A 6,878-nucleotide genomic window follows, 5' to 3' on the forward strand; every position below is an offset into this window, starting at 1 on the left:
ATCGGCCCGCGCCGCGGGCCGTGGTGGCGCTTCAGCAGCACGGCGCACAGCGCCGGCGACAGGGTGAGCGCGTTGACGGCGGAGAGCAGCATCGCCACCGCGACCGTGACGGCGAACTGCCGGAACAGCTCGCCCGAGATGCCGGGGATGAAGGCCACCGGCACGAACACCGAGAGCAGCACCAGCGTGATCGCGACGATCGGCGCCGTGATCTCGGTCATCGCCTTCTTGGTGGCGTCGGCGACCGAGAGCTCGGGGAACTCCTCCATCACGCGCTCGACGTTCTCGACCACCACGATGGCGTCGTCGACCACGATGCCGATGGCCAGCACCACGGCGAGCAGCGACACCGAGTTGGCCGAGTATCCGATCGCCAGCAGCACGATGAAGGTGCCGATCAGGCTGACCGGCACGGCCACGGTCGGGATGAGCGTCGCGCGAAAGCTGCCGAGGAACAGATAGACGACCAGCACCACCAGGACGAAGGCCTCGACCAGGGTCTTCTGCACCTCGTGGATGGTGGCCTTCACGAAGGTCGTCGGGTCGTAGGTGACCTTCCAGGTCAGGTCCTCGGGGAAGCGCTTCTCGGCGTCGCGCATCATCGTCTTGACGGCGTCGAGCGTGGTGATCGCGTTGGCGCCGGGCGCCTGGTAGATGGCGATCGCGGCGGCCGGCGCGCCGTTGAGCTCGGTGGTCGTGTCCGAGGTGGCGGCGCCGAGCTCGACCCGGGCGACGTCCGAGAGGCGCAGCACCGAGCCGTCCGGATTGGTCCGGATCACGATGTTCTCGAACTCGGGGATGGTGGCGAGCCGGCCCTTGGTCTGGATGTTGAGCTGCAGGCGCTGGTCGTCGGAGATCGGCCGGGCGCCGATGCGGCCGACCGCGGCCTGCACGTTCTGCGACTGGATCGCGGCGACGATGTCGCCGGTGGTCAGGTCGAGGCCGGTGAGCCGGTCGGTCTGCACCCACACCCGCATGGCATAGTCGAGCGGCCCCCACAGATTGGCGTCGCCGACGCCGGGCGTGCTCTTGATCTGATCGAGGAGGTTGATGGTGACGTAGTTGGAGATGAACAGCGCGTCGTGGGTCTGCTTCGGCGACGACAGGGCGACGACGCCCAGCATGGCCGAGGACTTCTTCTTCACCGTGACGCCCTGCTGGCGCACGTCGGCGGGCAGCCGCGACAGCGCGACCTGCACGCGGTTGTTGACGTTGACGGTGTTGATGTCGGGATCGGTGCCGAGCTCGAAGGAGACGAGCAGCGAGTAGCTGCCGTCGTCGCCCGACACGCTCTTCATGTAGATCGCCTTGTCGACGCCGACGACCTGGGCCTCCAGGGGCTGCGCGATGGTGCTTTCCACCACGGCCGCGGAGGCGCCCGGATAGGAGGTCGTCACCGACACCTGGGGCGGCAGGATGTCCGGGTACTGGGCGAACGGGATCGCCAACAGCGACACCAGCCCGGCGATGGTGGTGACGATGGCGATGACGATGGCGAAGCGCGGCCGGTCGACGAAGATGGAGGAGAGCATCGCCTCAGCTCCGCCCGACCGGTTGCACCGGCGTGGCGCGGACCGCGATGCCGGCGCGCACGCCCTGCAGTCCCTCGACGATGATCAGCTCGCCGCCGGAGAGGCCGGAATCGACCACGATGTCGGCGCCGACCGAGGCGCTCACGGTGACGCGGCGCACCGCCGCCTTGCCGTCGTCGACGATGAACACGTAGGTGCCCTTCTGGTCGGCGATCAGGGCCGACTGCGGGATCAGCACCTTCTCCTCGGGCTGCACGGTCTGGAGCGAGACGCGGACGAACTGGCCGTCGATGAGCTGGCCGCGCGGATTGGGAATGCTGGCGCGGGCCAGCACCGTGTCGGTCGTGCGGTTCACGGTCACGTCGACGAAGTTCATCCGGCCGGTCTGGTCGTAGGTCGAGCCGTCGGAGAACTTGATCGAGACGATCAGCTCGTCGGCGCTCTTGCGGCCGCCGTTCTCGGCCGCCTCGGTCAGCGCGCGCTGGCTGATCGGGAACGTGACGTACATCGGGTCCTGGCTGACGATGGTGGTGAGCACGCCGGAATCGGGGCCGACCACGTTGCCCTTGGTGATGGCGGTGCGGCCGACCTTGCCGTCGATCGGCGAGGAGATCTGGGCGTAGCCGAGATTGATCCGGGCGGTGGCGAGGCTCGCCTCGGCGCTCAGCACGGAGCCCTTGGCCGAGAGCTCCTCGGCGATGGCCTGGTCGCGCGCCACCTGGGTGCCGGAGCTGCGCGCCAGGAGATCCTCGGCGCGCTGGCGCTGCAGGCCGGCCAGCGTCAGCGACGCCTTGGCCTTGTCCAGTGCGCCCTGCGCGGATTCGACATCGGCCTCGAACAGTCCCTTCTCGATCGCGTAGAGCGGCGCGCCGGTCTTGATCTCGTCGCCCTCCTTGAACTGGACGGCGTCGAGAAAGCCCTTCACGCGGGCCCGGATCTCGACCTTGTTGACGGCGTCGACGCGGCCGACGAAATCGATCGACTGGTTGATCGGGCGGCGCTCCGCCTTGACCACACCGACCGGCACGGCCTCGCCGCCGCTTTGTTGCGCGTAGACCGGGCCGGCTAGCCCGAACGCCACGACGGCCGCGCAGACCCACGCTCGCATGTCTTTCTCCTGTCCCCTGGAGCCCTGGCCAACACGAATCCGGGCATACGCCGGCCGTGTCTTGACCCCCGTCAAAACCGGCGCGATCGTTTGCATCATACTGCCGTCGCGACTGTGACGTATTGAAAAATTCGACGAGGCCGCAACAAAGGTCACGCCGCAACGGAGGTCACCCCGCAACGGAGGTCACCCCGCAACGGAGGTCACGATGTCGGGACCCGTCTCTTCGATCCTTCCCACGGCCGCCGACTGCCTGAAGGCGATCACGCTCGCCGAGGCCGAGAAGGCCAGCGAGGCGATGCGGCTGAAGGCCCACGAGGACGCCGAGAAGACCGCCTTGCTCGACAAGTTCACCAAGCCGTCGGGGGTCGACGACGAGGAGCGGCTGCAGCGTGCCGCGGCCATCGTCAATCGCGCGGTCGCCAACGGGCTCGCCGAGGTGCAGGTGATCAGGTTTCCCAACCAGCTCTGCACCGACCGGGGCCGCGCCATCAACAACCAGGAGCCCGGCTGGGAGGCGACGCTGACCGGCCTGCCGAAGGAGCTGTACGACTTCTGGGACCGGCACATGAGGCCGCGCGGCTACCGCATCAAGGCACAGGTGGTCGAGTTCCCGAACGGCATGCCGGGCGACATCGGATTGTCGCTTTGCTGGGGATGATGGTCCGCGGGCGCGCGGCCGCGTTCCCGCCGTGATCGCACGGCCCGACCGGACGGCCCGACCGGAATCGCCGGACATCCCGTGCCCGGCCGTTGAAGTTCCGAGCCGAAACCAACAGGAGTCTCCCATGACCACGGACCGGACCACGTCGGCGCAGGACGTGTTCGCGCTCGGCACCGGCGCGCTCGGCGGCGGCAACGCCGCGCTCGGCGCCGCCGACTATCTGGTCGACTATGCGCAGCGCTCCATCCTGTTCTGGGACGTGCTGCGCCAGCGCGGCAACGGCTATCGCGAGCACATGGCGATGGCGGCCCCCAACGTGTTGAACTATCAGGCCGAGCTGGTGCTGGACGGGCGCACGCTGGAGCGGCCCGTGAACTACGGCCTGGTCCGCGTCGTGCCGCCCGCCGGTGTCGTGATCGACCCCAAGAAGCGCCCCTTCGTGATCGTCGATCCGCGCGCCGGCCACGGCCCCGGCATCGGCGGCTTCAAGGCGGACAGCGAGATCGGCGTGGCGCTGAAGGCCGGCCACACCTGCTACTTCGTCGGCTTCCTGCCCGATCCGATGCCGGGCCAGACCATCGAGGACATCGCCCGGGCCGAGGCGCTGTTCCTGAAGACCGTGATCGACCTGCACCCCGAGGCGGAGGGCCGCCCCTGCGTGATCGGCAACTGCCAGGCGGGCTGGGCCGTGATGATGCTCGCGGCGGTGGTGCCGGATCTGTTCGGCCCGATCATCGTCGCCGGCTCGCCGCTCTCCTACTGGACCGGCCAGAGCGGCCTCAATCCGATGCGCTACACCGGCGGCCTGATGGGCGGGAGCTGGGTGACGGCCTTCACCAGTGATCTCGGCGGCGGCCGCTTCGACGGCGCCTGGCTGGTCGAGAACTTCGAGAACCTCAATCCGGCGAACACGTTCTGGAAGAAGCCCTACAATCTCTACGCGAAGGTCGACACCGAAGCGCCCAACTATCTGAGCTTCGAGCGCTGGTGGGGCGGCCACGTCAACCTGAACGGCGCGGAGATGCAGTTCATCGTCGACGAGCTGTTCGTCGGCAACAAGCTCGCCGCCGGGCAGGTGACGACCTCGAACGGCGTCGCCATCGACCTGCGCAACATCCGCTCGCCGATCGTGGTGTTCTGCTCGAAGGGCGACAACATCACGCCGCCCCAGCAGGCGCTCGGCTGGATCCTCGACCTCTACGACGACGTGAACGAGATCCGCTCCTACGGCCAGACGATCGTCTACTCGGTGCACGAGTCCGTCGGACATCTCGGGATCTTCGTGTCGGGCGGCGTCGCCCGCAAGCAGCACGACGAGTTCGCCAGCAATATCGACCTGATCGACGTGCTGCCGCCTGGCCTCTACGAGGCGGTGCTCACCGCCAAGGACGGGACGTCCGCCAACCCCGACCTGGCGCACGGCGAGTGGATCATGCGCTGCGAGGCGCGCACGCTGGACGACATCCGGGCGCTCGGCGGCAACACGATCGAGGACGACCGGCGCTTCGCCACGGTGGCGCGCATGTCGGAGGCCAACCTGGCGCTCTACAAGACCTTCGTGCAGCCGATGGTGCGCGCCATGGTGACGCCGCCGGTCGCCGAGATGCTGTACCGCATGCACCCGGCGCGGCTGCAATACGAGCTCCTCTCGGACGAGAACCCGCTCGCCAAGTCGCTGGCGCCGGCGGCCGACTGGGTGCGGCAGCATCGCCGCCCGGTGGCGGCCGACAACCCGTTCCTGGCCGTGCAGGAAGCGGTATCGAAGCAGATCGTCGCCGGCCTCGACGCCTACAAGGACGTCCGCGACGGCGCGACCGAGGCGATGTTCAAAGCCTTCTACGGCTCGCCCTTCGTGCAGGCCTTCTACGGAATCGACCCGACCTCCGAGAAGCCGCTGCACCGGGCCGGCAAGAGCGCCCTGCATCGCGAGCTGGTCGAGCGCCGCATCGCCGAGATCCGATCGCGCTTCGCCAGCGGCGGGCTGCGCGAGGCGGTGATCCGCGCCCTCGTCTATGTCGGCCTGCCGCGCGGCGGCGTCGACGAGCGCGGCTTCGAGACCATCCGGCGCCTCCGCGAGGCCAGCGAGAAGACCCGGACGATCCCGCTCGCCGAGTTCAAGGCGCTGCTGCGCGAGCAGTTCTTCATGCTGATGATCGACCAGGAGGCGGCCGTGGCGGCGATCCCGTCGCTGCTGCCGGACGACCAGGCCGCCCGGGCCGAGGCGCTCGGCGTCCTGCGTGAGGTGCTCTCGGCCTGCGGCGAGCCGGCCGGCGAGGTCGAGGTGCGGTTGCGCCGCATCGCGCGCATGTTCACGGGGGAGGCCGGCACGCCGGCCCTGACCGTGGTCGGCGGCGGCGACGGCACCATCCGGGAGGCGTCCTAGCTCCACCAACCCGCTCCGAGGAGGCTCGCGCCGTGACGATCACCGACGATCCGGCCGTCGCCGATCCGCCTGCTGCGGCCGCACCGCATGTGGCCCACGCCAAGTACGAGAAGCTGATCGCCGCCGCCAAGGCGCTGCCGCCGGTGCCGACCGTCGTCGTCCATCCGTGCGACGAGACGTCCCTGCGCGGCGCCGTGGAGGCGGCGGAGGCCGGCATCATCGTTCCGATCCTGGTCGGCCCCGCCGGCAAGATCGCCGCGGTCGCCGAGCGCTTCGGGCTCGACATCGCCGGGCTGGAGCTCGTCGACGTGCCGCACAGCGACGCGGCGGCGGCCCGCGCCGTCGCGCTGGTGCGCGAGGGCCGCGCCGAGCTGCTGATGAAGGGCAGCCTGCACACCGACGAGCTGATGCGGGCCGTCACCGCGACGGCGAACGGGCTGCGCACCGAACGGCGGATCAGCCACGTCTTCGTGATGGACGTGCCGAGCCACGCCGACACGCTGTTCGTCACCGACGCCGCCATCAACATCGCGCCCGATCTCGACGCCAAGCGCGACATCATCCAGAACGCCATCGACCTCTACACCCGGATCGGGCTGGGCACGCCGCGGGTGGCGGTCCTCTCCGCAGTCGAGACGGTGACGACCAAGATCCCCTCGACCATCGAGGCGGCGGCGCTGTGCAAGATGGCCGAGCGCGGCCAGATCACCGGCGGCATCGTCGACGGCCCGCTCGCCTTCGACAATGCGATCGACCCCGAGGCGGCGCGCATCAAGGGCATCCGCTCCGAGGTCGCCGGGCACGCCCAGATCCTCGTGGTGCCCGACCTCGAGGCCGGCAACATGCTGGCCAAGAACCTGACCTTCCTGGCCGGGGCCGACGCCGCCGGCATCGTGCTCGGCGCCCGGGTGCCGATCATCCTCACCTCGCGGGCCGACTCGGTGCGCACCCGCATGGCCTCCTGCGCCGTCGCCGTGCTCTACGCCCATGCCCGCCGCACCGCCCTCGCGGTGCCGCCGAGCTGAACCGCCGAGCAGGGCCCATGGACACCATCCTGGTCGTCAACGCCGGCTCCTCCAGCCTCAAGCTGCAGATGTTCGAGGCGGGACCGGCGCGGCTGCTGCGCCGCCTCGTCGAGGGTCGGATCGAGGGCGTCGGCACCGCCCCGCGGCTCCACGCCGTCGGCGCCGA

Annotated in this window: 5 protein-coding genes; 3 read left to right on the top strand and 2 right to left on the bottom strand. The window is 69.6% G+C overall.

Annotated features, from left to right (window positions below; all coding sequences use genetic code 11):
- Together CH341_RS25990 and CH341_RS25995 are read right to left on the bottom strand one after the other, a co-directional pair.
- Positions 1-1,532 (bottom strand): efflux RND transporter permease subunit (locus CH341_RS25990; RefSeq protein WP_146604627.1); only part of this gene is annotated, 1,532 nt, incomplete at its 3' end.
- A 4-nt stretch (positions 1,533-1,536) separates the two neighbouring features.
- Positions 1,537-2,640 carry an efflux RND transporter periplasmic adaptor subunit gene (locus tag CH341_RS25995; protein WP_111421870.1) on the bottom strand — a complete coding sequence of 368 codons (1,104 nt, stop codon included), beginning with the start codon at positions 2,638-2,640 and terminating at the stop codon, positions 1,537-1,539.
- Between the two features lie 208 nt (positions 2,641-2,848).
- Between CH341_RS25995 and CH341_RS26000 the strand changes: the two genes are divergently transcribed.
- From CH341_RS26000 to CH341_RS26010, 3 genes are all read left to right on the top strand, one after another.
- Positions 2,849-3,301, top strand: coding sequence for a hypothetical protein (locus CH341_RS26000; protein ID WP_111421871.1), 453 nt, complete (start codon positions 2,849-2,851; stop codon positions 3,299-3,301).
- A 127-nt stretch (positions 3,302-3,428) separates the two neighbouring features.
- On the top strand, positions 3,429-5,687 hold the full coding sequence (locus CH341_RS26005) for a DUF3141 domain-containing protein (RefSeq protein ID WP_111421872.1): 2,259 nt from the start codon (positions 3,429-3,431) through the stop codon (positions 5,685-5,687).
- A gap of 89 nt (positions 5,688-5,776) precedes the next feature.
- A complete protein-coding gene (locus CH341_RS26010; protein WP_111421873.1) occupies positions 5,777-6,712 on the top strand; it encodes a phosphate acetyltransferase in 936 nt (311 codons plus the stop codon).
- Positions 6,713-6,878 lie beyond the last annotated feature (166 nt).

Origin of the sequence: Rhodoplanes roseus (assembly GCF_003258865.1) — a bacterium.
Taxonomy (GTDB): domain Bacteria; phylum Pseudomonadota; class Alphaproteobacteria; order Rhizobiales; family Xanthobacteraceae; genus Rhodoplanes; species Rhodoplanes roseus.

Excerpts from the sequence above, each read along its gene's own strand:
- CH341_RS26000 (WP_111421871.1), top strand. The coding sequence starts at position 2,849 with ATGTCGGGACCCGTCTCTTCGATCCTTCCCACGGCCGCCGACTGCCTG.
- CH341_RS26005 (WP_111421872.1), top strand. The coding sequence starts at position 3,429 with ATGACCACGGACCGGACCACGTCGGCGCAGGACGTGTTCGCGCTCGGC.
- CH341_RS25995 (WP_111421870.1), bottom strand. The coding sequence starts at position 2,640 with ATGCGAGCGTGGGTCTGCGCGGCCGTCGTGGCGTTCGGGCTAGCCGGC.